The sequence below is a fragment of the Dyadobacter sp. 22481 genome (genome assembly GCF_052044875.1).
Taxonomy (GTDB): Bacteria; Bacteroidota; Bacteroidia; order Cytophagales; family Spirosomataceae; genus Dyadobacter; species Dyadobacter endophyticus.
Map to the genome: position 1 here is coordinate 1257527 of NZ_JBQENV010000002.1, position 24398 is coordinate 1281924.

Annotated in this window: 25 protein-coding genes; 13 read left to right on the plus strand and 12 right to left on the minus strand. The window is 49.8% G+C overall.

What is annotated here, in order from left to right; all coding sequences use genetic code 11:
- Positions 1 to 241 precede the first annotated feature (241 nt).
- On the plus strand, positions 242 to 2131 hold the full coding sequence (acs, locus tag ACTJJJ_RS15165; RefSeq protein WP_188933753.1) for an acetate--CoA ligase: 1890 nt from the start codon (positions 242 to 244) through the stop codon (positions 2129 to 2131).
- A 71-nt stretch (positions 2132 to 2202) separates the two neighbouring features.
- Here acs and ACTJJJ_RS15170 read toward each other — a convergent pair whose 3' ends face one another.
- Genes ACTJJJ_RS15170 through ACTJJJ_RS15195 form a run of 6 tightly spaced genes read right to left on the minus strand, consistent with a single transcriptional unit; the run spans position 2203 to position 5883 of the window.
- Positions 2203 to 2358, minus strand: coding sequence for a FeoB-associated Cys-rich membrane protein (locus tag ACTJJJ_RS15170; RefSeq protein WP_188933751.1), 156 nt, complete (start codon positions 2356 to 2358; stop codon positions 2203 to 2205).
- 17 nt (positions 2359 to 2375) lie between these two features.
- Positions 2376 to 2912, minus strand: a complete 537-nt coding sequence (locus ACTJJJ_RS15175; protein ID WP_188933749.1) for a YfiT family bacillithiol transferase — start codon at positions 2910 to 2912, stop codon at positions 2376 to 2378.
- A gap of 33 nt (positions 2913 to 2945) precedes the next feature.
- Positions 2946 to 3740, minus strand: coding sequence for an inositol monophosphatase family protein (locus ACTJJJ_RS15180; RefSeq protein ID WP_188933747.1), 795 nt, complete (start codon positions 3738 to 3740; stop codon positions 2946 to 2948).
- Positions 3706 to 4956, minus strand: coding sequence for a lipoprotein N-acyltransferase Lnb domain-containing protein (locus tag ACTJJJ_RS15185; protein WP_188933745.1), 1251 nt, complete (start codon positions 4954 to 4956; stop codon positions 3706 to 3708). Before ACTJJJ_RS15185 ends, ACTJJJ_RS15180 begins: the two co-directional genes overlap by 35 nt.
- Positions 4946 to 5650, minus strand: coding sequence for a 16S rRNA (cytidine(1402)-2'-O)-methyltransferase (rsmI, locus tag ACTJJJ_RS15190; protein WP_440702225.1), 705 nt, complete (start codon positions 5648 to 5650; stop codon positions 4946 to 4948). Before rsmI ends, ACTJJJ_RS15185 begins: the two co-directional genes overlap by 11 nt.
- On the minus strand, positions 5647 to 5883 hold the full coding sequence (locus tag ACTJJJ_RS15195) for a 4a-hydroxytetrahydrobiopterin dehydratase (protein ID WP_426295902.1): 237 nt from the start codon (positions 5881 to 5883) through the stop codon (positions 5647 to 5649). Before ACTJJJ_RS15195 ends, rsmI begins: the two co-directional genes overlap by 4 nt.
- 212 nt (positions 5884 to 6095) lie before the next feature.
- On the opposite strand from ACTJJJ_RS15195, the gene ACTJJJ_RS15200 reads away from it, so the two are divergent.
- The 3 genes from ACTJJJ_RS15200 to ACTJJJ_RS15210 are packed head-to-tail and all read left to right on the plus strand — an operon-like array spanning position 6096 to position 7974.
- Entirely contained in the window at positions 6096 to 6524 is a 429-nt protein-coding gene (locus ACTJJJ_RS15200) for an OsmC family protein (RefSeq protein ID WP_106596020.1), read from the plus strand.
- A gap of 7 nt (positions 6525 to 6531) precedes the next feature.
- Positions 6532 to 7353: a thymidylate synthase gene (locus tag ACTJJJ_RS15205; RefSeq protein WP_440702226.1), complete on the plus strand. Its 822-nt coding sequence runs from the start codon at positions 6532 to 6534 to the stop codon at positions 7351 to 7353.
- Positions 7354 to 7365: 12 nt separating this feature from the next.
- Entirely contained in the window at positions 7366 to 7974 is a 609-nt protein-coding gene (locus tag ACTJJJ_RS15210) for a trimeric intracellular cation channel family protein (RefSeq protein ID WP_188933737.1), read from the plus strand.
- 140 nt (positions 7975 to 8114) lie between these two features.
- Here ACTJJJ_RS15210 and ACTJJJ_RS15215 read toward each other — a convergent pair whose 3' ends face one another.
- Positions 8115 to 9020, minus strand: a complete 906-nt coding sequence (locus ACTJJJ_RS15215) for a DUF2911 domain-containing protein (protein ID WP_188933735.1) — start codon at positions 9018 to 9020, stop codon at positions 8115 to 8117.
- Between the two features lie 77 nt (positions 9021 to 9097).
- Here ACTJJJ_RS15215 and ACTJJJ_RS15220 point away from each other — a divergent pair, with 77 nt between their 5' ends.
- Positions 9098 to 9637 carry an NUDIX hydrolase gene (locus ACTJJJ_RS15220; RefSeq protein ID WP_440702227.1) on the plus strand — a complete coding sequence of 180 codons (540 nt, stop codon included), beginning with the start codon at positions 9098 to 9100 and terminating at the stop codon, positions 9635 to 9637.
- Here ACTJJJ_RS15220 and ACTJJJ_RS15225 read toward each other — a convergent pair.
- From ACTJJJ_RS15225 to ACTJJJ_RS15245, 5 genes are all read right to left on the minus strand, one after another.
- Entirely contained in the window at positions 9624 to 11288 is a 1665-nt protein-coding gene (locus ACTJJJ_RS15225) for a S8 family peptidase (protein WP_440702228.1), read from the minus strand. The two genes, ACTJJJ_RS15220 and ACTJJJ_RS15225, sit on opposite strands and share 14 nt — an antisense overlap.
- 84 nt (positions 11289 to 11372) lie before the next feature.
- Complete coding sequence (locus tag ACTJJJ_RS15230) at positions 11373 to 12968, minus strand: FMN-binding glutamate synthase family protein (RefSeq protein ID WP_188933729.1); 1596 nt, start codon at positions 12966 to 12968, stop codon at positions 11373 to 11375.
- 25 nt (positions 12969 to 12993) lie between these two features.
- Positions 12994 to 14229, minus strand: coding sequence for a 3-phosphoshikimate 1-carboxyvinyltransferase (locus ACTJJJ_RS15235; protein ID WP_440702229.1), 1236 nt, complete (start codon positions 14227 to 14229; stop codon positions 12994 to 12996).
- Between the two features lie 59 nt (positions 14230 to 14288).
- A complete protein-coding gene (locus tag ACTJJJ_RS15240; protein ID WP_188933725.1) occupies positions 14289 to 14903 on the minus strand; it encodes a hypothetical protein in 615 nt (204 codons plus the stop codon).
- Between the two features lie 87 nt (positions 14904 to 14990).
- Positions 14991 to 15614: a DUF502 domain-containing protein gene (locus ACTJJJ_RS15245; protein WP_188933723.1), complete on the minus strand. Its 624-nt coding sequence runs from the start codon at positions 15612 to 15614 to the stop codon at positions 14991 to 14993.
- Positions 15615 to 15708: 94 nt separating this feature from the next.
- Between ACTJJJ_RS15245 and ACTJJJ_RS15250 the strand changes: the two genes are divergently transcribed.
- From ACTJJJ_RS15250 to ACTJJJ_RS15285, 8 genes are all read left to right on the plus strand, one after another.
- Positions 15709 to 16788 carry an Ldh family oxidoreductase gene (locus ACTJJJ_RS15250; protein ID WP_188933721.1) on the plus strand — a complete coding sequence of 360 codons (1080 nt, stop codon included), beginning with the start codon at positions 15709 to 15711 and terminating at the stop codon, positions 16786 to 16788.
- A gap of 40 nt (positions 16789 to 16828) precedes the next feature.
- Positions 16829 to 17866 (plus strand): endolytic transglycosylase MltG, encoded by a 1038-nt coding sequence (gene mltG / locus ACTJJJ_RS15255; protein ID WP_440702230.1) that lies wholly within the window; start codon positions 16829 to 16831, stop codon positions 17864 to 17866.
- Positions 17867 to 17868: 2 nt separating this feature from the next.
- A complete protein-coding gene (locus ACTJJJ_RS15260) occupies positions 17869 to 18288 on the plus strand; it encodes an acyl-CoA thioesterase (RefSeq protein ID WP_188933717.1) in 420 nt (139 codons plus the stop codon).
- Between the two features lie 13 nt (positions 18289 to 18301).
- On the plus strand, positions 18302 to 19234 hold the full coding sequence (locus tag ACTJJJ_RS15265) for a YihY/virulence factor BrkB family protein (protein WP_188933715.1): 933 nt from the start codon (positions 18302 to 18304) through the stop codon (positions 19232 to 19234).
- 119 nt (positions 19235 to 19353) lie between these two features.
- Positions 19354 to 20346, plus strand: a complete 993-nt coding sequence (locus ACTJJJ_RS15270) for a glycosyltransferase family 2 protein (RefSeq protein WP_188933713.1) — start codon at positions 19354 to 19356, stop codon at positions 20344 to 20346.
- Between the two features lie 31 nt (positions 20347 to 20377).
- Positions 20378 to 21004 (plus strand): L-threonylcarbamoyladenylate synthase, encoded by a 627-nt coding sequence (locus ACTJJJ_RS15275; protein ID WP_188933711.1) that lies wholly within the window; start codon positions 20378 to 20380, stop codon positions 21002 to 21004.
- A gap of 105 nt (positions 21005 to 21109) precedes the next feature.
- On the plus strand, positions 21110 to 21769 hold the full coding sequence (locus ACTJJJ_RS15280; protein ID WP_426293178.1) for a WbqC family protein: 660 nt from the start codon (positions 21110 to 21112) through the stop codon (positions 21767 to 21769).
- A gap of 66 nt (positions 21770 to 21835) precedes the next feature.
- Positions 21836 to 24376 (plus strand): ATP-dependent Clp protease ATP-binding subunit, encoded by a 2541-nt coding sequence (locus ACTJJJ_RS15285; protein ID WP_188933707.1) that lies wholly within the window; start codon positions 21836 to 21838, stop codon positions 24374 to 24376.
- The last annotated feature ends 22 nt before the right edge of the window (positions 24377 to 24398 follow it).

The following is a 24398-nucleotide window of genomic DNA, read 5'->3' on the forward strand; positions in this document are numbered from 1 at the left end:
ACTAGTTCGAAGTCCGAAAGTACATCTTTTTATCCATCGACAGCAATACCGGCGCTTTGCGGGCAGGATTTGAAATATTATTAGATTGATAACAATTGCTGATCTTCTGCTATCGATTGATTATCAATAAAATGGCCTTCAAGTGTCCGTAATACAGTTTCTATGCAAGTAGGACTAACCAAATGAAAATTATAACTTGGCAGCCAAATCCTAAATATCCCTGTTAAAACCTTTATTTATCATGAGAATTAAGACCTTTGAAGAGTATAAGGTTGCTTACCAACAAAGTGTAGACGATCCCGAAGGTTTCTGGGCGGAAGTGGCCCAACAATTTCAATGGCGTAAACCGTGGAAGAAAGTGCTAAGCTGGGACTTTCAGGAAGCGCGTACCAAATGGTTTGAAGGCGGCGTGATGAATATCACCGAAAATGCCCTCGACCGTCACCTTGCCGAACGCGGCGATCAGCCTGCGATTATCTGGGAACCCAATAATCCCGAAGATCAGGCAGTGACTTTAACCTACCATGTTTTATTTGACCAGGTTTGCCGCTTTGCCAATGTGCTCAAAAAGCATGGGGTTAAAAAGGGTGACCGGGTTTGTATATATCTGCCGATGGTGCCCGAGCTGACTATCGCCGTGCTGGCCTGCGCACGTATCGGGGCGGTGCATTCGGTTGTTTTTGGTGGTTTTTCTGCCAAATCCATAGCCGACCGTATCAACGACGCCGAGTGCTCGATGGTGATCACCTCCGACGGCGCATTCCGTGGCTCGAAAGTGATCCCGATGAAGGACACCGTGGACGAAGCATTGGTACAGTGCTCGACAGTGGAAAAAGTGATCGTACTTACCCGCACGCGCACGCCGGTGCATATGCTCAAAGGCCGCGACCTGTGGTGGGAAGACGAAGTGAAACAAGTAAACTCCGTGTGCCCGGCAGAGCCGATGGATGCAGAGGATATGCTTTTCATTCTGTATACTTCCGGGTCGACAGGCAAGCCGAAAGGTGTGGTGCATACCTGCGGCGGCTACATGATCTACGCCACCTACACATTCGCGAATGTGTTCCAATACGAGCCGGGCGAAGTGCATTTCTGTACTGCCGATATCGGTTGGATTACCGGCCACAGCTACATCGTATATGGTCCGCTGTGCTACGGTGCCACTTCGCTGGTGTTCGAAGGCGTTCCTACTTACCCGGATGCAAGCCGTTTCTGGAAAATCGTTGAAAGACATAAAGTTAATATCCTTTACACAGCGCCAACCGCCATTCGCTCGCTGATGGGCTTTGGCCTGGACTATGTAAAAGGACATGATTTTTCTTCGCTCAAAAAGCTGGGCTCCGTGGGAGAACCGATCAACGAAGAGGCATGGCACTGGTACAAAACCAACATCGGCGGCGATCATTGCCCGCTGGTGGACACCTGGTGGCAGACGGAAAACGGTGGTATTATGATTTCCCCGCTCGCGGGCATTACTCCGGAAAAACCCACGTTTGCGACATTACCATTGCCGGGAATCCAGCCTGTGCTGGTGGATGAAAGCGGCAAGGAAATTGAAGGAAACGGCGTAAGCGGTAACCTTTGCATTAAATTCCCGTGGCCAGGCATTATCCGCACCACCTACGGCGACCATGAGCGTTGTCGCCAAACGTATTTCTCGACCTATCCGGGCATGTATTTTACCGGCGATGGCTGCTTGCGCGACGAGGACGGTTACTACCGCATTACCGGTCGTGTCGACGATGTACTGAACGTATCGGGCCACCGGATCGGCACTGCAGAGGTGGAGAATGCGATCAATATGCACCTGGGTGTGGTGGAATCGGCAGTGGTCGGTTACCCGCACGACATTAAAGGGCAGGGCATTTATGCTTACGTGATCACGGAACACGCACCCCAGGATCCCGAAATGTTTAGAAAAGACATTTCAGCGACCGTTTCCCGCATTATCGGCCCGATCGCCAAGCCGGACAAGGTTCAATTCGTATCCGGTTTGCCAAAGACACGTTCAGGTAAGATCATGCGGAGGATTTTGAGGAAGATTTCGGAAGGTGATGTGAACAACCTGGGAGATACTTCGACATTGCTCGATCCTGCGGTTGTGGAAGAGATTAAGGCCGGTAAATTGTAAGATCAGAAAGTATTGAACATAAGTCAAAAGGCCCCGATCGGGGCCTTTTGCATTTTCTCAGAGCGAGAAATCTATTTGATCTTAACCGAACTCATTTTATCCGCGGCGCAGCCACACCCTTTGGCGCATCCGCCGCTATTCCGACGATCGAAAGCTTTCCAGATCCGCCAGCCCATGTAGCCCGCCGCGACCAAAAATAATACCCAAATAATGATTTGCTGCTCCATGAATCCCTAACGGCTTTTTATTGCCAATTGTTCCGCTGCGCCAGCCTGAATGCGTGCTGGTAGTGGTGCTCGCTGTGCCACGCATAATTGGCGATTACTTCGTCGAGGCGGAACGACTTTTGAGAGCCGGGATGGAAATACGTCCGTGCCAGGTCATTTTCATCCAGCGAGTTGAGCAGCAACACCCAGCGCAAATGCACATAGCGCAGCAATTGTAGCGACAATTCAACCTGCGCAGTTTTCGCATCCGGCAACTCGGCCCACAGCTGCTCCTCGTAGGGCTTGATCACCGGGTTATCCTCTGTCATTGCCAGTCGGCAACGGGTGTAGGCGTTGATATGGCTATCGGCCACGTGGTGGATAAGTTGGCGTACCGTCCAGCCATCGGGGCGGTACGGTGTATCCAGGCGATGATCATCCCAGCTGCCCAGCAGGTTGATGAACTTCGATGGCAATGCACTGATAATCTGAATATTCGATTTGATCTCGGAAGATGTGTAGCTTTCCTGGGCCTGGAATTGGCCTATGGGGTATTGGAGTTCGTTCAAGTTCATGGATGTGGTGGTAATTGAATGAGTGTATCGCGTTCAGAAATTTTCACTGATAACCTGCACGAGTTCGGGATGTGCACCGGGGGCGGCGGCGATGATGTCGCCTCCAAAAAGGTAGTTATCGCCGCCATTAAAGTCCGTTACAATGCCGCCTGCTTCTTTGATGAGCAGCGTGCCCGCTGCCATGTCCCAGGAATTGAGGTTGTATTCGTAGAAACCATCAAAACGGCCTGCCGCTACATAGGCCAGATCTACCGCTGCGGCGCCCATCCGGCGGATGCCGTGGGTTTTTTGCATCAGGAGTTCGAGGATATACATGTAGCGCTTTTGCTTTTCAAATTTGTAATAGGGAAAGCCGGTAGCAATGAGGCCGTCCTGCAATTTCGGGACAGATGAGACTCTGACATTTTTACCATTACACCACGCCCCTCCGCCTTGCCAGCCATAGAACATTTCGTTCAGGCTGGGTTCGTGGATAACGCCCACGAGCAGCTCTTTCCCGCGTGCGAGGCCTACGCTCACGCAATACACAGGAATACCGTGGATGAAATTGGTGGTGCCGTCGAGCGGATCGATGATCCAGTTTAATGCCTCGGGATCGGGTTCCTGGCCGGTGGTGCCTTCTTCCGTAATGAAACTGGCTTCCGGGAGGATTTCCTGCAAGCCAGTTACCAGCAACTTTTCAGCTTCCTTGTCCACGTAGGAAACCAGGTTATTGAGGTCTTTATACTCGATTTTATCGCGAGAAAAAAGGGCCGCTTCCCGCTGGATAAATGAGGATGCCTGCCTTACTATTTCAATGGTTTTTTGTGTCAGCAACTCCAGATCCATACGCAACTTCCTTTTGGGGGATTTTTGAAAGTGAATTGTTAATATAGTAAACCCTGATGATCAACGTCGCCAGGATGGGTATCAACACCAGGTTATGCTTTGCGAGATTACCCGTTGCGCAAAGTAACAGAAATGCATAAAAAATCAACAAATACTGAAACCAACCGGGTTTCCTGTTTTTCGAAAGAGAGAAAATCAGCGGCATCCACAGCGGAAATGCCCACAGGATATCGTAATTATAACCGGTAACTCCATGGTTTGTGCCGAACCACAACAGCAATATAATCCACCCGGCAAAACCGGCAATTCCAAAAAGTACCTTATCAAACACAAAATTGATGTTATTGGCCCTGATCTGCCAGTAGGTAAACGCCAGTGTAAGGATGGCAAGCGACCAGAAAACGAGAGTAGGGGTGAAAGGGCTGACGGGCGGCGGTGGGCTAGCGGTAAACAAGGGCCTCGTCGAGGATACAAGCGGCGCAGTGCCGGTAGCTGTTTTCACTTTGGCATCCGCAAATGCCGTGGCGAGGTTATCGGGCAGGAAAGTGGCCTGCTCAGGGGTGGCAATTTCGTCGGACGGTGCGCCTATCGCCAGGTCCATTCCAAAGTCGGCCCAAGGGTTTTGTTTGAATGCATACCGGTCTATCCACTGGCGGAAGCTCAGTTTTTCTTTGGTATAACCATTGTAAATGAGGCTGTCGCCGACGGCTGCTTTCAATGCGACGGTCATGCGGGTGGCGCAATTGTCGTAGAAGAATTTGTATTGATATTCCCGGTTTTCGGGCAGATAATTGTTTTCCAGGAAGTTGTAAAGTCTTTGTTTTTGAGGGATTGAAAGATTTAAAACTTGCTCGGAAACGGAGCGGTTTTCCTCCTGATAATGCGCGATCTGATAAGAAAGTGGCGACACGGAGACGCTGTAAGGCAATGTCCCTCTCAGGAATTTGATATAAAAATTGCCTTCCTCAAACCTGAATGTACCATAATTGAATGCCCGGTCGACGCCCGTCATAGGATCATACACCCAAAGCACGCTATGCCCAAAGCCGGAATAGAGCTCCGTCCCCGGGCCGATGGTAACCAGGCTGATCTTAGCCGAAGGGCTCAAAATGGTGAACTGCGCCCGAGAAACGAACGGAAAGGTCAGGAAGAAAAGGCACAAAAGCGTTGCGAGCCGCGGTAAATGCATGGTGTTATAGAAATGTTTAATCCTCATCTTCATCATCGGATTTACGCTTTTCATCGGCTTTGCCAGCCACGACGATCACAATTTCTCCTTTTACAGTTTTCTCGCCGAAATGCGCGATGGCCTCCGTAACGGTCCCGCGGACATTTTCTTCAAACATCTTGCTCAATTCCCTTGAAACGCAAACCTGCCTGTCGGCACCGAAATGCTCGGCGAATTGATGTAATGCTTTTACCAACCGGTGCGGCGATTCGTAAAAAACCATTGTCCGCTCCTCATTGGCAAGGTTTTGGAGCCTTGTTTGTCTTCCTTTTTTATGCGGGAGAAAGCCTTCGAATGTAAAGCGGTCGTTAGGCAGGCCTGAATTGACCAATGCGGGAACGAATGCGGTAGGCCCGGGCAAGCATTCCACGGGTACGCCCTCACGTATACACGCACGCACGAGCAGGAAGCCGGGGTCCGACACGGCGGGCGTACCGGCGTCGGACACCAGCGCCATCGTCTCACCCTTGCGGATGCGCTCCACCACACGGGCGACAGTCTGGTGCTCGTTATGAATGTGATAGCTGTGTAAAGGCTTCGAAATGCCGAGATGTTTGAGCAGATTTCCGGATGTACGGGTATCTTCTGCCAGGACTACATCGACGCTCTTTAGCACGTTGATTGCCCTTAATGTAATGTCTTCGAGGTTGCCGATAGGCGTGGGTACTATATAGAGTTTCATGCGTTATAAATCCGGTCGATCGCCGCGGCCAGCTGATGGTCTTTTTCGGTTACGACGTCACCGGCATCGTGGGTATTCAATTCAAAACTGACCCTGTTGTACATATTCGTCCAGTAGGGATGGTGGTCCATCTCGTTCACAACATCGGCCACTTTGTTCATAAAGGCAAAAGCTGCACGGAAATCCTTGAACGAATAGCTTTTTTTAAGTTTGTTGTCCTCTTCCTTCCACATGGTTTCGGGTGTTTTGTTGTACTGTTTCCTGCCAAAATACTTATGCCATTCCATGCGGCATCCGTGTTTTGAAGGGAGATTTCCGGAAACGAATATAAGGTTAATCTGGCCGATTCCATACCGATCCAGTATATTTGAACTTTGGCCGGTTGTAAAAGCTTTAGAGTTTATAGATTCAATTAAGACAGCCTTCGAAACACAAGGCAACCATTATGAAAGTAGAACTAGTCCGCGTAGATGACGCCTTCCATTTCGAAGGCACCGGTTCCTCCGAAGTAAAAGTACATACCGACGGCTCGCCAGAGATCGGCGGCCAGAACCTCGGCGTGAGGCCGATGGAGTTATTGCTGATGGGCCTTGCAAGTTGCAGCGCCATCGATGTGGTGCTGATCCTCAAAAAGCAGCGCCAGGAAATTACAGACTTCCGCATCGTGGCCGACGGCGATCGCGAACAGGAACCCGACACCCAGCGCAAGCCATTCCGGAAAATACATTTGACATTCAAATTTGCGGGTGTGAATCTCGACGAGGCCAAGATCCAGCGCGCGATCGGGCTTTCGATGGAGAAATATTGCTCGGCTACCGCTCAGCTGGAAGCGCTGGCAACCATTACTTACGACGTTGAAATCGCCTCAGTTTAAATAAATCATGCAACAATACCACGACCTGCTGCGCCACATCCTGAAAGAAGGCGTCAGAAAAGCCGACAGGACCGGCACCGGCACGATCAGCGTTTTTGGATACCAGATGCGTTTCGACCTCAAAAAGGGTTTCCCGCTGGTAACGACCAAAAAAGTGCACACCAAATCGATCATTTATGAGCTGTTGTGGTTTTTGCAGGGCGATACCAATATCCAATATCTGAAAGACCATGGCGTGTCGATCTGGGACGAATGGGCCGATGAAAACGGCGATCTCGGACCGGTTTACGGCAAGCAATGGCGGAGCTGGGAAGGTGCGGACGGCCAATCGATCGACCAGCTGAAGGAAGTTTTGAAACAACTCAAAAACTCTCCGGACTCGCGCCGCATTATTGTTTCGGCCTGGAACCCGGCAGAGCTGCCGCAAATGAAGCTGCATCCGTGTCATGCGTTGTTTCAGTTTTACGTGGCGCCGCCCGATACCGAGGCAGGCGAAACGAAAGGTAAGCTTTCCTGCCAGCTCTACCAGCGCAGCGCGGACGTTTTCCTCGGCGTGCCATTCAATATTGCCAGCTATGCATTGCTAACGATGATGATCGCGCAGGAGTGCGACCTCGATCTGGGCGACTTCGTCTGGACCGGAGGCGACACCCACATTTATCTGAACCATTTGGAACAGGTAGAAACACAACTCAGCCGCGAGCCGCGCGAATTGCCGCAAATGATTTTGAACCCGGAAGTGAGGGATGTGCTGGACTTCAAATTTGAAGATTTCGAGCTGCGGAATTACAACCCATGGCCGGGTATTAAGGCCCCGGTAGCCGTGTAACCGTAGCCGGGCATGAGTATTCAATACATATTAGAGATCGTCGGGACGTTCGCATTCGCGATTTCCGGCGCATTGGCTGTGAAGGATCAGAAGCACCAGGATTGGTTCGGTGCGAGCTTCACAGCCTTTATTTCGTCCATTGGAGGTGGTACGCTCCGGGACGTGCTGCTGGGCAGTTACCCGCTGGTGTGGATCAACGATATTACCATCATCCATGCCATTATCCTAGGCATTCTTGTCACATTTATTTTCTATAAATTCCTGCTCAGGCTGCGCAAAACGCTGTTCCTCTTCGATACTTTCGGGATTGCGCTTTTTACTTTGGTAGGGACTGAAAAGGCGCTGCATTTGGGCGTCAGGCCGGAGATTGCCGTGATTATGGGCGTTTTTACGGCCACGATGGGCGGGGTGATCCGCGACGTGATGACGAACGAAATTCCTATTATTTACCGAAAGGAAGTATATGCAACCGCGTGCTTTACGGGCGCCTGCGTGTACCTGATCCTCGATAGTTTCGGCGTGGAACGGAATGTTACATTCATCTTATCGGCCATTGTGATTATCGTGCTGAGGATATTGGCCGTGCGTTACCAATGGAGCGTTCCGCGGTTTTTCAGGTAAAAGATGGAAGTTGTATCAATGTGGTTAAGTTGTCACCCTGAGCGGAGTCGAAGGGTAAATGCGTGACGCAAATGCCCTTCGACTCCGCTCAGGTTGACAGCGAGGTGTTTTTCAACCTCGTCTGCATTAATTCTTCTAGATTATTTCTTCTTCTTTTTAACGGTCGAAACCGCTTCTTTCACCGGTGCAGCTTTGGCCTGCATTTCGGCGATAGCTTTCTCCACTTGTGGTTTGTAGAAGTTGTAAGCGCCATCGGGTGCCGCTGCACCCACTGTCAATGCTTTTTGCGCCACGGGTATCGCTTCGGCGGTTTTGCCGAGTTTATTCAAAATCTGCGCTTTGGTCCACAATGCGCCGAATGATTCTTTCAGACCAATCGCCTTATCGGCCAGTGAAAGCGCTACCTGCAAATCTTTGCCTTTCGACAAAAGGTAACCTGCTGTGCTTTGCAATGTAGCCACGTCCTCGGGCTTTTCGGCTACGGCTTTGTTCAATGCCGTCAACGTAAGCGATTCTGTGCTTACTGCGAGGGGGACGGGTACGTTTACCGACGACCATGAAAGATTCAAAAACGCGGTGCTGTCTGTTACCGGTTCGATTTCGATTTTGAATGCCTCATTATACTCGTTCGACGTAGGTACGACGGTCGTACGCGCAACGTCTTCCGATTCTTTATAGTTATCGCTACCACCCTGGTTGTAGTCTTTATTCAAAATGACTGTCCACGCGGCACCATTGGGGATCGAGAACAGTGCATACTTACCTGCCGGTACTTTTTTACCGCCAAATGTGAACTCGGTGCTGGACTCGAAGACGGTAGCCATATTAGCACCGGTGCGCCAAAGCTGGTCATAAGGGGCCAAAGCCGATTCGTTGGCGAATACTTTACGGCCTTTGATGAACGGGCGCGAATATTTGACGGTGAAATCGGTTACACCAACGGTTTGCATGACAGTGGCTGCGGGGCTGGGCGCCGGCACGCGTTGGGCTAATGCGCTGGTCGCTAACAACGCAGCGAGGGACATGGATAATAGATACTTTTTCATTGTTTGAATAAGGTGGTTTATTGCTTTCAGTTGTTAAACTTGTGGTGAAATTAGAACGAAAAAACCAGATAGTCTAAATGAACAGGGACAGTTTGCTAGCATTGCTAGCATCGTACGAGCCGGAGCAGGGCTTAGAAGCTGAAATGCACAATGATACCGTCGATTTTGTAAAACAGCACCCCGATTGTTTCGAACGATCCCTGCTGAAAGGCCATATTACAGCATCGGGCTGGGTGCTTTCACCTGGGAAAGATTCGGTACTGTTGATGCACCACCGCAAACTCGACCGCTGGTTCCAGCCGGGCGGCCATTGCGACGGCGATCCGGATGTGCGCGAAGTAGCGATGAAAGAAGTAATGGAAGAAACCGGTATCACCGACCTGCAAGCATTGAAAGACGGCATTTTCGATGTTGACGTGCATTTAATCCCCGTCAATAAAGATATTCCCGAGCATTACCATTACGACATTCGCTTTGCATTCAAAGCGACGGAAGGGCAGGAAATTGTCTTGAACAGTGAATCCAAAGACGTGCAATGGGTACCGGTCTCCAAAGTACAGCATTCCAACGACTCCGAGTCCATTATGCGGATGGTAAGGAAAACTAGCGCTTTATAAACTTTAACGTCCTTTCCTGGTTATCAACTTTGACGCGGACCAGGTAAAGGCCTGACGCGAGCTGACCGGTAGCGATGGTGTGTTTGGCAGCAAGTCGTGCCGCAGCCGAATGCACCGTTGCGCCGCTTGCCGCAAACAGGCTTACATTGGCCATTTTACCGATCAGCGTTTGCGGGACCGTAAGCGTCACCTCATCCTGCGCCGGGTTGGGTGAAAGAACGACGGAGCTCAGCAATTCTCCTTCGGTCCCCAGCGGTGCGAATTCGTTCTGCGCGATTTCCTGTGCTTTAACCAGGTTCGGAACGCCATAGCCCAGCAAATTGTCGGGCGTAGCAGCCAGGTGACCCGATTTTTTCAATACATAAATAACCTGCTGCGCCGTCAGGTTCGGAAATGCTTGCCAGAGGATGGCGGCTACACCGGCGATTTGCGGAGCGGAAAATGAAGTACCGTAGCCGCTCGAAGTGCCGCCGTTGAGATCACCGACGACGGTTCCTGCGCCCACGGCGGAGACGTCCGGTTTGCGGACACCCGCGGAGTTGGGCCCTATGGAACTCAATGAGGCGTAGCTACGGTCGTAATTGGTAGCGCCGACGGTCAACACCGAATCCACATCTGCCGGAGCGCCTATGTATTTCCAGCTATTACTTCCATCGTTACCTGCAGAATTTACAACCAATATGCCCTTGCGCGTAGCGTAACGCGCGGCGCGGCTTACGATGGTAGTCTTGCCGTCCATGTCCTTGTACGTGTGGTTGTACGCGGGCGAGTCGAATTCGTCATCGAAAGTCGTGTAGCCTAGCGAGGAGTTGATAACATCTGCGCCGAGGCTGTCGGCGCGTTCGGCGGCCATGAGCCAGGTGATTTCTTCGTAGGGCGATTCGCCGAAGTTGTTTTCAGTGACATATAATGCAAATGAAGCTTTGAATGCAGTACCGACCAGAGTGCCGGGTTGGTAAGCGGCGATCGTCGACATGACATTCAGGCCGTGGAAGCCGTCGTTGTAAATATTACCGTCCCGGGCAACAAAATCGTGCGTATCGATGAGGCGCTTTTCGTCACGCAATTGTTTGAAATAGGCCACTTCATCGCCCCTGGCGAAACCATTGTCCAGAATGGCAATAAGCATGTTTTCACCCTGGAAACCTTTTTTGTGCAAATCGGCTACTTCCATTAATGCAAGCTGAGCATTCATTTTTCCGTAGTCGATGTCTTCGGTCGTGCCTAGTTTTCGGTTGGTGGCTGCCGTGCGGGCAATGCCGGGAGATTTCGAAGTAATATTGGCAACCGGCAGGTTCAGTTCGATGCCTTTGTAAAACGGCAGGGCCTTGATCTGCGTAAGTTGTGCGTCGGAAGCTTCCACCAACGCCCCATTGAACCAGCGGGTAGGGTAGATAACTTTCGCGCCGATTTGGCGGATCGCAAACAGGTACCCTGCATTGACCGGGAAATCGTTTGTCGTAACAGAGATATTTTGCTTTTTACGACGGTCGACGGCCCTTTGAGAGAGAAATTCAGTGGGTTTGTCTACACGATATGTACTGTTCGTTTTGTCTTTAAACAGAACCAGATACCTCGGATTACTCTGTGCGAAAGCAGTTACCTGGGCAAGGACGAACGAGCATGCAGCAAGCAGTAAATTTTTTTTCATGGACGAGTTTTTTGAAAGCAACGTTCATTGCTTCTTTTTCCATATACTTCTTTTGTAGCAAAAGTGTGGAGGAATATCCTGCGGCTAGGCTACTTTTTCGCCCGGTATATCGCGGCCGCCCAGGTGGTCGCATTCGAGCAATGCCTTAATGTCGGAGAAAGGCACCACGGTTTTGAGATAACCATAATTGTCGGCTAACGTAATGGTCCTGTTGTTATCCCCCATTGAAATATCAATATCCGCCATTCCGAATTGGCAGGGATGCTCATAGCCCGCAGCATGGGTAATTTCGATGATCTCCTTCGCCAGCGTCTTCATATAATTGTTGAACCGCTCGCTTTTCAATGCAGGGTCGATGCCCGATTCCAGCCATTTGTTATTGGTAGCAATGCCGGTAGGGCAACGGTTGGTGTGGCACGATTGTGCCTGAATGCAGCCGATTGAAAGCATTGCCTCGCGCGCAACGTTGATCACGTCCGCCCCCATCGCAAATGCCATGACAGCTTGCGCGGGCAATCCCAGTTTGCCGGAAGCGATGAATGTGATCTTGTCGTTCAGATTATGCTTCTGGAATATTTTGTAAACCGTACTGAATGCGAATACCAGCGGCAACGAAACGTGGTCTGCAAATGACGGAGGTGCAGCGCCGGTACCGCCCTCGCCGCCATCGATGGTAATGAAGTCAGGTCCTTTGCCGGTCTCGACCATCAGGTCGGCCAGCTCTTCCCACATTTCCGTTTTCCCGACAGCCGATTTAATACCCACCGGAAGTCCGGTAGCGGCAGCCATTTGCTCAATAAAATCGACCATACCGCGAACATCCGAAAATGCGCTGTGGTAGGGAGGAGAAACGACGTCCTTTCCGATGGGTACGCCACGAATTTCGGCGATTTCCGCGGTAATCTTGCTCGCTGGCAGCACGCCGCCCTTGCCCGGTTTTGCACCCTGCGAAAGTTTCAGTTCGATCATTCGGACCGTCGGGTTGTTCTGCATCAGCTTTACGAGCTTTTCCATCACAAAATTCCCTTCGTCGTCGCGCACGCCGAAATAGGAGGTCCCCATATTGAAAACCACGTCGGCGCCATATTTGTGGTACGGCGAGAGGCCGCCTTCGCCGGTATTATGGTAGTTGCCGAATTTGAAAGACCCCTTATTCAAAGACTCGATCGCGCGGGCGGACAATGATCCGTAGCTCATCGCGCTCACATTCACGACTGAGCGGGGCCGGTACGGACGCTTGCGACCGTGATATGCGCCGATAACTTTAGCGCTCGGAATGGTGTAATGATGCGGATCGTTCCCGTTTTTGACGTGATGGCTGTGCGTGGAATCCACCCGGTAAGGCAGCATTGCGGGCTTGATAAATACATAGCCCGCTTCCTGGATATTCTGGTCGGTGCCGAAGCCCTGATAGTTGTTCTCTTTTTTGGAAGAAGCGTAGATCCAGGAGCGCTGCCGGCGGTTGAACGGCAACTCCTCCCGGTTGTTGGCTACAATGTACTGGCGCAATTCCGGCCCGATCGTTTCGATCATGTACCGGAAATGACCTACCAATGGAAAGTTATGCTGAATGGTGTGTTTTCGCTGCAAAACATCCCGCAGGGCAATAATGATAGCGATGGCCAGAATGATGTAAAGCCAAACAGGCACCGATGCCAGGAACGACCAGACAGTTTCCATAAACAATTCCGAAATGGTGAATATTCTAAACTTCTTCCCAGGTGGTAACCTTCGCCAGGTCGTTCCAGTATCCGGGGTAAGATTTTACGACCACGCCGGGCTCTTCGATCAGAATCGGGCTCACCATACCTACGGGCGCGAACGCCATCGCCATACGGTGGTCGTCGTAAGTGTGGATGGACGGCACGGGATCGGTAGGAACGTCGGTAAGGGTCGTTACTTCGTACAAATGGTCTTTTTCTACCTCATTCAGTTCTGCGCCCAGCTTTTTAAGCTCTTGCTGCAATGCGAAAATGCGGTCAGTTTCTTTGATTTTAAGACTTTCAACGCCGGTCAGCGAAAGACGGATCTTCTTGATAGCACAAATAACGGCCACGGTTTGAGCCAGGTCGGGGCAGTTGGTGAAATCCCAGCCTAATGATGCTTTCGCGGGGATTTTGGTCAAACGCACACCACGATCGGTGAATACGCTTTCCACGCCGAGGTGACGCATAATGTCGACAATGGCACTATCACCTTGCAATGAGTTTTTCTTCAATCCCAACAATTCCACTTCCGCGTCGTTGGCCAATGCCACAATGCTGTACCAATAGCTCGCACCCGACCAGTCGGATTCGATGGCGTAAGGTTTAGGCTGGTATTTGAATGCAGGAATCGTCAAAACATTATGCTGCCAGTCGGCGATGTATTCGATTCCGAAATGCGCCATCTGGTTCAAAGTCATTTCAATGTAAGGACGCGAGCCTACTTCCCCTTCGAGTCTGATCTTCAAACCACTCGGAAGCTGGGGCGCGATCATCAGCAATGCTGAAATGTACTGGCTGCTCACGTCACCGCGCATGGTCAGTTCATTGTTTCCCGAATAATTAAAGCCATTCAGTTGGAGCGGCGGGTAGCCCTCTACTTTTTCGTAGGTAATATCCGCCCCGAGCTTGCGCAGCGCGTCCACCAGGATCCCGATCGGGCGCTCGCACATGCGGGGCGTGCCGGTCATGGTTTTTTTCTGGTTGGTTACCGCGAAGTATGCCGTCAGAAAGCGCATCGTTGTTCCCGCGTCGATCACGTCCGCCACAGCGTCGTTGGAATTGAGCAGGCGGAGCATGGTTTGCGAGTCGCGGGCTTCCGAAATGTTGGTCAGCTCGGACTGAAATCCGGTGAGCGCATTGATGATCAGCGCGCGGTTACATTCACTTTTGGATGCGGCAAGCTGTATTTCTGCAACTATGGGTTGTTGGGGGGGATGAACGAGAATGGATTTCACTTTTGATGTTCAGAGATTTAGATATCGCGACCTGTTCGCCTGTAATAATATTGTAACAATTAATAAGTTTCGAGCACTTTCAGCTTATTCCTTGAATTGATTTTCAGGGAAGCGAACGTGAATTTATAACAAATATACCCCGCAGCCATGAGCGAGCCGCCGATGACGAGGGTGGAAGTGTCTGTTGTGTAGCGTTTATTGTCGACGCCCTTGTTAAAGAAATCGGCGCCGATGAAGATCAAACCGGCCAGCGGAAGCAAGGGGGCCGCCTGCGAAATGAATGGAATCCTTCTGGAAACCTTCATCAAGCGAATATCTTCGAGCAAAATCCTCTGGTAATCCATCCGCCCAACGGCTTCGTTCACCACGCCGATCGTGAAGGCTGAATCATCCACCGAAGCGATCGTCTCGTTAAAGCGGATCGTTTCATTCTTCATCCGGAACCTGATATTGTCCCCCGGAAAGAACCTGTATCTGTGAAAGCCGCCGATGAAAGGAGAAGCGTCAAGTACCAGATATTTTTGTCCTGGTGTGGCGATTACCCGGCTGCTGCTGCCCTGTTTCAGAAAGAGTTCTTCGCTGGAAAGGGTTTTTTTGGGGTCATAATGGTCTTGCGACCATGCTTTGATATTCCCCAGGAACAGCAAAACGACAATGGGAAGGAGTAGTCTCATAGTACTAAAAGAATGGTTCAAATATAGGGAATCATTCTCTTAAACGGGCACTAATGTTGCATTGTTGCGTATTAAAAACGGGTTAAACTAGTCGTCCTCAGCCGTTTCTTCCTTCGAAACCTTCACGGAGACACCACCGGATACAAGCATTTTCATCACGTCCGTCGCCTTAGCGTCGACCGGCGTTACATGCTCGGCCGGAACGATGAAAAGTTCGCCCGAGAGGGAGTAAGAGAGCGGCATGTACACCGCCACATGGTCGGCAATTTTGAGATGGCTCAGGTCGGTTTGCGTAATGAAGCCGATCTTTTTGATATCAGTGTCCTTGTACATGGTCACCAGCACCGGCTGGTTGAACTTCTTTTTATCCCCCACAAAAGCCAGAATGAGGTCTTTGATTGAGTAGTAGATCAAACTCACCAGCGGAAGACGGCGCATAATGCTTTCGGTGAACTTGAAAAAGGACTGCGGGACGATCGTCGAGAAGAAGAAACCGAGCAGGATAATGCCAAAAATGATGATCAGTACACCAAGGCCGGGAAGGTAAAGTGTTTGCTGATTGGAAATGTTTACTTCAATGGGGAGGATATTGTCGAGGTATTCGACGCCCGTCCAAATAATAAGGAGGGTCGCATATAGCGGCGCCACCAGCACAAGTCCCCGGATGAAGTAGCTGATGATGCGTTTGAGGAATGAGTTTTTAATTTCCATATTTGCACGCCGGGCGCAGACGGCTAGTTGCGGCACGCAGGTGCGCTGTTTGGCGGTAGGGCAAAATTAGCAAGAAGTTCATTATTTGACGTATATGTATCAGGCCAGTTATTTAAAACATTTTACTGAACAGGTTTTTCTGTCAATAGGATGTTCGCAGGAAGAGGCCCGGCTGGCTTCCGAAGTGTTGGTCAGCGCGGATTTGCGCGGAGTGGATTCCCACGGGATTGCCCGTTTGGCTGGTTATGTAAGGCTTTACGACCACGGCCGTTTGAACCCAAAACCGAATGTGACCATCGCCTACGAAACCCCGAGTACCGCGGTAGTGGATGGTGATCGCGGGCTAGGATTGGTAGTGGCGCCGAAAGCCATGGAGATTGCCATGGAAAAAGCGGAGAAAGTAGGCTCGGGTTGGGTCTCGGTCAGAAATTCAAACCACTTCGGTATCGCAGGCTATCATGCGATGCTTGCATTGCAAAAGGATATGATCGGTTGGACGATGACGAATGCGGCCCCGCTTGTTACACCAACCTTCTCGCTGGATAAATTATTAGGTACAAATCCCATAGCCGTTGCGGTACCCGCATTGACAGAGCCTGCCTTTGTGGCAGACTTCGCATCGACGGCAGTAGCTTACGGTAAATTTGAAATATTGCAAAGAAAAGGCCTTCCTGCGCCACTAGGCTGGGCACAGGATGCCGATGGTAACCCTACGACGGATTCCAATGCAGTGAAAAGCGGGGGGGGATTGTTGCCACTCGGCTCCGATCGCGAGCATGGAAGTCACAAAGGGTATGGCCTCGGAGCGATAGTCGATATTTTTTCGGGAGTGCTTTCCGGTGCTAACTTTGGCCCTTGGGTGCCGCCATTTGCGACCGCCGGATTTATGGGCGTGCAGCAAAGTGTGGGGCTCGGTACGGGGCATTTCCTGGGTGCGATGCGTGTGGATGGTTTCCGTCCCGCCGATGAATTTAAGGCAGATATGGATAAATGGATCGGTGCATTCCGCAATGCACGAGCGGTGGATGGCGAGAAAGTACTCATCCCCGGAGATCCTGAAAGAGAAATGGAAGCTGAACGCGGCGTGAATGGCATCAAACTACTCGAACCGGTAGTTTTGTCACTCGATGAGCTCGCAAAGCGTTTCGGCATACCATTTGAAATCAATTTGTAAAAAGAAAACAAAAAGCCGACGGCCGACCGCCCAAAAAATTATGTCGCGTAACTTTAAAGTAGGATTGTTTGTCACGATCGCGATCCTCACCACCACATTCTCCTTCTACTTCTGGCAGATCTTCCGGACGCCGAATTTACAGGTCGATAAAAAATCGAGCTTCGTGTTGCTCGTACCGGAAAACGCTACCTATAAAACGGTGCTGGATTCATTGAACAGATATGAGGTAATCAACGATCATATTTCGTTTCAGTTTCTGGCCAAATTTTTGAAATACACGGAAAAAGTGAAGCCCGGCCGGTATGTGATCAAACCCGAGAGTAATAACTACGAGGTGATTAAAAAGCTTTCATCGGGCAATCAGGATGCTGTGAAGCTGACATTCAACAATATCCGCCTGAAAGAAGACCTCATCAAACGCATCGGTGCCCGCTTCGAGTTTGGAGAAGACAGTTTCCGCAAAGCATTGAACGACCCGGCAGTTTGTAACAAATATGGTCTCGATACATTGACGATCGTATCGATGTTCCTGCCCAATACCTACGAAATCTACTGGACTACGGGTACTGAGAAATTTCTCGACCGCATGCACAGCGAGTACAAGAAGTATTGGTCCGACGAAAAAATCGCAAAGGCTAAGGAAATTGGACTGACGCCCGTTCAGGTTTCGATTCTGGCTTCGATTGTAGAAGAAGAACAGGCCAAAAAGGTAGATGAGCGTCCGCGCGTGGCGGGTTTGTATATCAACCGCCTGCATGCCAATATGCCGCTGCAAGCTGACCCGACCATTAAATTCGCATTGGGTGATTTCGGTATCAAGCGCATTTTGAACCAGATGTTGCTGATCAAATCGCCTTATAATACTTATGTTAACACAGGCTTGCCTCCCGGCCCGATCCGTGTGGCGGATTTTAACTCGCTGGACGCGGTATTGAACTACGAAAAGCACGACTATATTTATATGTGCGCCAAAGCGGACCTGTCCAACTACCACGCTTTTGCCACCAATTATTCCGACCACCTCAACAATGCGCGTCTTTATCAGGCAGAGTTGAACCGGTTGAAAATCATGAAGTAAGGATGTTTGTTCACGAAGTTAAGGGCATCAGGGTGCGGTATGCCGATACCGACCAGATGGGTTACGTATATTACGGAAACTATGCGCGGTATTACGAAATCGGCAGGGTAGAGGCATTGCGCAGCCTGGATTTTCATTACAAAGCGATGGAAGATTCGGGTGTGATGATGCCGGTTTACGAATGCCACTATAAATATTTGAAACCGGCCCGGTACGACGACGAGCTGCATATTCTTGTTAAAATCGAGGAATTACCCGGTGTACGCATCCGCTTTGCTTACGAAATCCGCAATCAGGAACGCGTTTTGCTCAATACCGGGGATACAACATTGGTTTTTCAGCGGATGGACACGGGCAAATTGTGCCCGGCACCCGATAAGCTGCTCGAAAAACTGAAACCCTATTTTGAACCAAAGGGATAACAAGCGGCCGGTTATGCTTGAAAAACTGCTGAGAAACCGCCACATCAAGCGCATTATCATCTGGTTACAGCAAACCATGCTGTTCCGGGGAACGGTGTCGTTGTACGACATTATACTGAACCTCGTCCACAGCAACGAGAAACATGAGATCGACCAGCGGGCTTCCGCGGTGGCTTACAGCCTCACATTGGCTGCCTTTCCGGGGATAATCTTCCTTTTTACCCTTATTCCCTACATCCCGATTGAAAACCTGGATCAACTGATCCTCGAAATGTTACGTGACAATATGCCGCGTGGTACTTTCGAAGCGACCGACCAGACGATCCTGGACATTGTGAGCCGCCCGCGCTCGGGGGTACTTTCGCTCGGTTTTATTTTCGCGATGATCGCTTCTACGAATGGCATGATGTCACTCATGCGGGCATTCGATATGGTGTATGACGATACCGAAACCCGCGGTTTTCTGGCGATTCGTGGCATTGCGATGATGCTCACACTGCTACTGATCGCAGTGCTTTTTCTTTCAGTCGTTTTGCTGATCGTCGGTGACGCCGTGATGAATATTGTCGGCGACTGGCACATTATCCGCGACAACTGGCTCATCGCATTGTTGAATATTACCCGTTACCTCATCAGCTTTGGCTCGCTGATGCTGACGATCTCGATTATCTACCGGTTCGCTCCTTCGCACGGGCGCCAGTTCACGTTCCTGAATGCGGGCTCGGTGATCGCCTCCATTCTTATCCTCGCGGCCACTTACGGGTTTTCGTTCTACCTGTCGCGGTTCAGTTCCTACAATAAGCTTTACGGGTCCATCGGTACGATGATCGCGCTGATGATCTGGATCTATCTGCTTGCTTTTGTAATTATTCTGGGTTTTGAAATCAACGCGAGCATCAGCCGGGCGCGGAGCCGCGTGACTTCGAAGCGCGTTGTAAAGCGGTGATTTGCCGGATAATAACATTATCGGCATCTCCGGTTTGTTGTTGGTAATTTTGTGCTGCGGTGCCCTTTTCCCCTCCGAATCTACCACCGTAAATGAAGGGACCGCTTGGAGCGCACATCATGACAAACACAGAAAAGCCACTCGTTACAGTTATCCTGACGGCATATAATCAGGAAAAGTACATCGAGGAAGCATTGACTTCCGTTTTTTACCAGACTTACCCTTACATTCAGCTGATCGTTGTCGACAATGCAAGCAAGGACAATACGCTGGGTGTTATCGAAAGTTTTAAAGGGAAAGCACCTGCCTTTCAGGTAATCCGCAACCGCCATAATCTGGGCCTTTGCCGCGCATTCAATCAGGCGCTGTCGATCGCGCAAGGAAAGTATGTTATTGACCTTTCTGGCGACGACGTGATGATCGCCGACCGCATCGAGAAGCAGGTTGAAGCATTTGAAGCCCTTTCGGAGAGCTACGCCGTCGTGTTTACCAATGCGCGCTATATCGGGAAGGCCGGCCAGCAGCTGCACAACCACTACGAAACCAATAGCAAAGGCAAAGCGACCTGCCCGGTCCCGTCGGGCGACGTTTACAAAAATATCCTCGAACGCTACTTCATTTGCACGCCTACGATGATGATGCGGACAGCCGCATTACAGCAGCTGGGCGGCTACGACGAAACCCTCGCATTCGAGGATTTTGACTTCTGGGTTCGCTCGTCGGTCCGTTTTAAATACTTCTACCTCGACGAGATCCTGACCAAAAAGCGCGTACTGAAAACTTCGCTTTCAACCGGTGTTTACAAAAAGGGGAGTGGAATGTTGCAATCCTATTATGCCGTGTGCAATAAAGCTTACGACCTCAACCGCGATCAAAAGGAATTCGATCTTTTGGCGGCGCGCATACGTACATTTATCCGAAAATGTCTGTACGCACAGGAGTTCGAGCTGGCTGTGCGGTTTCGTCGGTTATTGAACTATATTGAGAATCCCGGCCTGCGGACAGAGCTGGTTGTTCTGATGTGCAGGCTGCATTTGCCGGTGAATTTCGCTTACAGGTTCTACATCGAAAACTTAAAAAAAATGACGCCGCAGGAAGGATTTGCATTTTGATTTTGTTAACTCAAAAAGTAAAAATTCCTGTATGCCTGCTGAGTTTGTTAAAATTTATCCTCAAAACCCTGACGAGCGACGCGTCCGTCAGGTGGTAGACTGCCTTCGAAATGGTGGTTTGGTGATTTATCCGACCGATACGGTTTACGGTCTTGGCTGCGATATTTACAATACACGCGCAGTCGAAAAAATAGCGCGTATCAAGGGCATTAAGCCGCAGAAAAATGACTTTTCATTTATCTGCTACGACCTCAGCCACATTTCCGACTTTGCGAGAGTGGGCAACACGGCATTTAAAACCATGAAAAGGGTGCTGCCAGGGCCTTATACCTTTATCCTGGAAGCGACCAGCAATGTTCCGAAGTTGTTGAATACCAACAAAAAAACGGTCGGAATCAGGGTGCCAGACAACCTTATCCCCCGTTTGATCGTAAAAGAGTTAGGGAACCCCATCGTGACGACTTCCATTCGCGACGACGACGAGATCATCGAGTATTCAACAGACCCCGAGCTGATCTTCGAGAAATTTCAGCACCAGGTGGATATGGTGGTTGATGGGGGATATGGAGGCAATGTTGCTTCGACCATTGTGAAGGCCGACGGGGATGATTTCGAGATCATCCGGGAGGGACTGGGCGACGTCAGTATCTTCCTTTGAGATCAAAAATTGTAATGATTTAAGTTGCTGTTGAACATTGTTGACCGTACAAAATAATTATTATAAATTTTTTGATAATATCATAAGCCTTTACCATATTTGATAGTGTCGGAATTTTTGATTAAAGAGGGTCAGTCCACGGAAGTGCGGATTGAATTGCAGTATCTGCCTTGTTTAGCGTATTTTACTTGTATTTTAAAGTACGACCGGATCTACATCGATATTGAGGAGAGGTATGTGAAGCAGACTTACAGAAATCGCTGCGATGTGCTCACTACCAATAAAATAGATACGCTGACGGTCCCTGTAAAAGGATACGAGCCAGCGAGCTCCACGAAAGATATTCTGATCGACTACAACCAGGATTGGACGAGGCGCCATCTGGGTTGCCTGCAGTCAGCCTACGGGAAGTCCCCTTTTTACGAGTACTACGCCCATGAATTTAAGCGTGTTTACGAAAAGAAGCTGGCATACCTCGTCGATTTGAACTATGAATTGTTGACAATTTGTCTTAGATTGACTGGTATTAAAAAGGACATTCAGTACAATTTGTCAGGTGAAATAATTAGTGAAAAGGCAGTAGTGAATGATATTTCGCTAATAAACAACAGGAAACAGCCGAATTCGCATAAATATTACAGCCCTGCGCCTTATTACCAGACCTTCGGGAATGATTTTGTGGGGAATCTGAGTATAGTTGATTTACTGTTTAATATGGGGCCGGAAGCAAAAAGTGTTTTGTTAAGATCCTGTAAGTCTCAATAGAGCTATTTTGAACAAACGGGGATCAAGTAGCGTTTAGAATACATAAACACTTTTTATTGCTACACAATGGAAGCAAAATTTTCGAATAGAGTGAAAGAGGTAATCTCAATGAGCCGGGAAGAAGCCCTCCGCCTGGGTCACGATTACATTGGTGCAGAACACTTGTTATTAGGAATGATCCGTGAGGGAGATGGTGTAGCCATTGGGTTGCTGAAAAAACTCGGCGTGTCGCTGGACGATGTGCGCCAGACGATCGAGCAGGCAACTAAAGGTGCAGCCACCAACAACGTTAAAAATTTACAGAATATCCCTCTGACGAGGCAGTCGGAGAAGGTATTGAAGATTACATATCTGGAAGCCAAAATTTTCAAAAGCACGCTCATCGGCACCGAGCATTTGCTTCTTTCGATATTGCGTGATGAAGACAATGTAGGTACCCAGATATTGCACAAGTTCAATGTTAACTACGAAGTCATCAAGGAAATGTTAGAATATCAATCATCCGGATCCAGACCTCATATGGGGCCGGAGACCGAAGACGGGGATGATGAAGCCAGAGGTGGAATGTTTGGAGGCGGTAGTGGCTCTTCTTCCGGTAAAGAATCTAAAGGTGCTGAAAAATCCCGTACACCTGTCCTGGATAACTTTGGAAGGGATTTGACCAAAATGGCGGAAGTAGGTAAGCTCGATCCGATCGTCGGACGTGAGAAAGAGATCGAACGCGTAGCCCAGATCCTTAGCCGTCGTAAAAAGAATAACCCGATTCTGATCGGTGAGCCTGGTGTTGGTAAAACAGCCATTGCGGAAGGTCTCGCATTGCGGATTGTTCAGAAAAAAGTATCCCGTGTGCTTTTCGGTAAGCGCGTCGTTACGCTCGACCTTGCTTCACTCGTAGCCGGTACCAAATACCGCGGACAGTTTGAAGAAAGAATGAAGGCAGTCATGAACGAACTGGAAAAATCACCAGATGTGATCCTCTTCATCGATGAGCTCCACACAATCGTGGGCGCAGGTGGTGCATCAGGTTCGTTGGACGCTTCAAACATGTTCAAACCGGCATTGTCACGCGGAGAAATCCAGTGTATCGGAGCTACCACGCTGGATGAATACCGCCAGTACATCGAGAAAGACGGCGCATTGGCCCGTCGTTTCCAGATGGTGATGGTCGATGCGACTTCGATCGAAGAGACTATCCAGATCCTGACGAATATCAAGGACAAATACGAAGATCACCACCATGTGAATTATACGCCGGAGGCGATTAGCACAGCGGTGAAACTTTCTGAAAGATATATCACAGACCGCTTCCTGCCTGATAAGGCCATCGACGTACTCGATGAAGTAGGTGCGCGCGTGCATATCAGCAACATTACCGTTCCGGAGGATATCCTGGTACTCGAAGAACAGATCGAGAACATCAAGCAGGAGAAAAACCGGGTTGTAAAAAGCCAGAAATACGAAGAGGCTGCCCAATTGAGAGACCGTGAGAAAAAACTGATCGATCAACTAGAAAGAGCTAAACTCGCATGGGAAGAGGAAACCAAACAGAAACGTTATACCGTCACCGAGCATAATGTAGCTGAGGTAGTTGCGATGATGACGGGTATTCCTGTGACGAACGTCTCGATGGACGAAGGCAAGAAATTGCTGAACATGGCCGACGAGCTGAAAGCGAAAGTTATTGGTCAGGACCCGCCGATCGAGAAACTGGTAAAAGCGATCCAGCGTACCCGTGTGGGCTTGAAAGATCCTAAGAAACCCATCGGTTCATTCATTTTCCTTGGACCAACCGGTGTAGGTAAAACAGAGCTTGCGAAGGTGTTGTCGACTTACCTGTTCGATAAAGACGACTCGCTGGTACGTATCGATATGAGCGAATACATGGAGAAATTCAGTGTATCGCGTTTGGTGGGAGCTCCTCCGGGATATGTGGGTTACGAAGAAGGTGGCCAGCTGACCGAGAAAATCCGCCGCAAACCGTACAGCGTCGTATTGCTCGACGAGATCGAAAAAGCGCACCCGGATGTGTTCAATATCCTGTTGCAAGTGCTCGACGACGGTATTCTGACGGACGGTCTGGGCAGAAGAGTCGATTTCAGAAATACCATCATCATTATGACTTCGAATATCGGAGCGCGTGATTTGAAGGATTTCGGAACGGGGATCGGGTTCTCTACCAAGGCAAGAGCCGACAACCAGGACGATATTATGAAAGGCACCATCCAGAGTGCATTGCGTAAAGCATTCTCTCCGGAGTTCCTGAACCGTCTCGACGATGTGATCGTGTTCAACTCGCTGCAACGCGAAGACCTGCATCGCATCATCGACATTTCACTGGGCAAGTTGTTCAGCCGCGTGAAAGGTCTGGGTTATGAAATTGAATTGACAGTAGCTGCGAAGGATTTCTTGTCCGAAAAAGGTTACGACCCGCAATATGGAGCGCGTCCTTTGAACCGGGCGATCCAGAAATACCTGGAAGATCCCGTAGCAGAAGAAATATTGAAAGGCGACCTGCGCGAAGGCGATGTATTGGTTGCTGATCATGAAGAAAAGAGTGAACAACTCGTTATCAGTGTTCGCAAAAAAGAAGAAGAGCTCGCGAACTAGATTTGCATCGCTCCGAAAGCAC

Bases quoted from the DNA above. Each gene is read 5' to 3' on its own strand.
- acs (WP_188933753.1), top strand. From the start codon at position 242: ATGAGAATTAAGACCTTTGAAGAGTATAAGGTTGCTTACCAACAAAGT.
- ACTJJJ_RS15170 (WP_188933751.1), bottom strand. From the start codon at position 2,358: ATGGAGCAGCAAATCATTATTTGGGTATTATTTTTGGTCGCGGCGGGC.
- ACTJJJ_RS15175 (WP_188933749.1), bottom strand. From the start codon at position 2,912: ATGAACTTGAACGAACTCCAATACCCCATAGGCCAATTCCAGGCCCAG.
- ACTJJJ_RS15180 (WP_188933747.1), bottom strand. From the start codon at position 3,740: ATGGATCTGGAGTTGCTGACACAAAAAACCATTGAAATAGTAAGGCAG.
- ACTJJJ_RS15185 (WP_188933745.1), bottom strand. From the start codon at position 4,956: ATGAGGATTAAACATTTCTATAACACCATGCATTTACCGCGGCTCGCA.
- rsmI (WP_440702225.1), bottom strand. From the start codon at position 5,650: ATGAAACTCTATATAGTACCCACGCCTATCGGCAACCTCGAAGACATT.
- ACTJJJ_RS15195 (WP_426295902.1), bottom strand. From the start codon at position 5,883: ATGTGGAAGGAAGAGGACAACAAACTTAAAAAAAGCTATTCGTTCAAG.
- ACTJJJ_RS15200 (WP_106596020.1), top strand. From the start codon at position 6,096: ATGAAAGTAGAACTAGTCCGCGTAGATGACGCCTTCCATTTCGAAGGC.
- ACTJJJ_RS15205 (WP_440702226.1), top strand. From the start codon at position 6,532: ATGCAACAATACCACGACCTGCTGCGCCACATCCTGAAAGAAGGCGTC.
- ACTJJJ_RS15210 (WP_188933737.1), top strand. From the start codon at position 7,366: ATGAGTATTCAATACATATTAGAGATCGTCGGGACGTTCGCATTCGCG.
- ACTJJJ_RS15215 (WP_188933735.1), bottom strand. From the start codon at position 9,020: ATGAAAAAGTATCTATTATCCATGTCCCTCGCTGCGTTGTTAGCGACC.
- ACTJJJ_RS15220 (WP_440702227.1), top strand. From the start codon at position 9,098: ATGAACAGGGACAGTTTGCTAGCATTGCTAGCATCGTACGAGCCGGAG.
- ACTJJJ_RS15225 (WP_440702228.1), bottom strand. From the start codon at position 11,288: ATGAAAAAAAATTTACTGCTTGCTGCATGCTCGTTCGTCCTTGCCCAG.
- ACTJJJ_RS15230 (WP_188933729.1), bottom strand. From the start codon at position 12,968: ATGGAAACTGTCTGGTCGTTCCTGGCATCGGTGCCTGTTTGGCTTTAC.
- ACTJJJ_RS15240 (WP_188933725.1), bottom strand. From the start codon at position 14,903: ATGAGACTACTCCTTCCCATTGTCGTTTTGCTGTTCCTGGGGAATATC.
- ACTJJJ_RS15245 (WP_188933723.1), bottom strand. From the start codon at position 15,614: ATGGAAATTAAAAACTCATTCCTCAAACGCATCATCAGCTACTTCATC.
- ACTJJJ_RS15250 (WP_188933721.1), top strand. From the start codon at position 15,709: ATGTATCAGGCCAGTTATTTAAAACATTTTACTGAACAGGTTTTTCTG.
- mltG (WP_440702230.1), top strand. From the start codon at position 16,829: ATGTCGCGTAACTTTAAAGTAGGATTGTTTGTCACGATCGCGATCCTC.
- ACTJJJ_RS15260 (WP_188933717.1), top strand. From the start codon at position 17,869: ATGTTTGTTCACGAAGTTAAGGGCATCAGGGTGCGGTATGCCGATACC.
- ACTJJJ_RS15265 (WP_188933715.1), top strand. From the start codon at position 18,302: ATGCTTGAAAAACTGCTGAGAAACCGCCACATCAAGCGCATTATCATC.
- ACTJJJ_RS15270 (WP_188933713.1), top strand. From the start codon at position 19,354: ATGACAAACACAGAAAAGCCACTCGTTACAGTTATCCTGACGGCATAT.
- ACTJJJ_RS15275 (WP_188933711.1), top strand. From the start codon at position 20,378: ATGCCTGCTGAGTTTGTTAAAATTTATCCTCAAAACCCTGACGAGCGA.
- ACTJJJ_RS15285 (WP_188933707.1), top strand. From the start codon at position 21,836: ATGGAAGCAAAATTTTCGAATAGAGTGAAAGAGGTAATCTCAATGAGC.